At 43.4% G+C, this 1332-nt stretch carries 1 protein-coding gene; it reads right to left on the bottom strand.

The window, feature by feature from the left end:
* Nucleotides 1-41: 41 nt before the first annotated feature.
* The gene (locus tag JCM16496_RS21065; RefSeq protein WP_025836431.1) at nucleotides 42-1214 is read right to left on the bottom strand and encodes an IS4 family transposase; all 1173 of its coding nucleotides are present in this window, start codon (nucleotides 1212-1214) and stop codon (nucleotides 42-44) included.
* Between the last annotated feature and the right edge of the window lie 118 nt (nucleotides 1215-1332).

Here is a 1332-nt window from a genome sequence, read left to right as displayed (position 1 = left end):
ATCATTAGTGTCCACTAAAAAATTTTGAGGGCACTGATGGGTTAAAAAGTTAGACAATCAAATAAACTCGGTCCACTTGAACCATAGATGTCATTGACATTTTTGAAATTCAATTTGTCGAACAGGTCACTCAAAGAAGTTTTGTCGGTCAAGGATATGCCGACAATCTGAAGCACCTCATAGACGCTTCGGTCAAGCAGCATATCGTGCTGTACCATTGCTACAAGGCAATAAGTGATTATGGCGCAATAGATTTGGATTCGTACCGCATTTTCGGATGTTCCCCAAAATCTCTTGATTTTGAGATGCTGCTTGATCCATTTGAAGAACAGCTCCACGCTCCATCGGTTGCGGTACAACTTGCAGATAAGTTCTGGCGGGGCATCGAGATTGTTGGTCAGAAAGATGTAAGTTTTGCCGTCTTCCGGATTAACGTAAACGATTTTACGAAGCTCCTCCGGGTAATCCTTTGAGCTTTTATAAACCGTAAACGAACCGGTGGCATCCGACTTTATTCCGTTTTTAAGCCTCCGCTTCCATATCCGTGGTTTGAACCGCACATTGGTCTTGGCCCTGACAACGAAGAAGCCCCCGATGAGGTCAATCTTGTAAAGATTGCCATAATCGTTGTAACCACGGTCGAAGATATAATGAGCGCCAGGCTCATACGGTATCTCTGGCATAGCTTTTGAATCGTGAACCGAAGCATTGGTAATATGCACGAATGCAGGAACTTGCGTTTCAATGTCATAGAGCGTATGCATCTTTATGCCTCCCTTGTGCTTACGAAATCCAGCCCAGTCGAATACCGACAGGCATAGGTCAATCGTCGTGGAATCGAAGGCGTATACCGAACCACCGAGGTTGAAAATCTCCGTCTTTCGCTTGCTCCTTGTCTGCTCAATCATGTAGAAAGCAAACTCCTCGAAGATGCGGTAATCGCGCGTTTCGTTCGCTTTGGCAAGGTTGCTCCGGGTGACTGATTTTCCCATTCCGAGATGGTAAAGTTTCCCACAGTGAGCCTCGGTTGCCACAATCAAATCGCGCAGACTTTCGCGATTCGCAAGCTGTCCGAACATCATCACAAGCAACTGATTCCAGCAAGTGAATGACTTTATATATTTGTCGCCCTGATACTTAGCAACTATTCGATTGTATTTGTTGCGATCCAAGAATGAAACTAATTGAGCAAAAACGTACTTGTCTTTCAGCATAACAGCCTGATTTAGACTGCAAAAGTAAATTCAAATCCGTTTTTCTCAAAAGCACCTGTAACAAATTGAATTTCAATTATTTCAAAGAACTCTTATGTTTTTTTAGTGGACACTAATG

It is taken from the genome of Bacteroides rodentium JCM 16496 (assembly GCF_000614125.1).
Taxonomy (GTDB): domain Bacteria; phylum Bacteroidota; class Bacteroidia; order Bacteroidales; family Bacteroidaceae; genus Bacteroides; species Bacteroides rodentium.
Note: the sequence above shows the minus strand (reverse complement) of the source record. Positions and strands in the feature narration are given on the sequence as shown.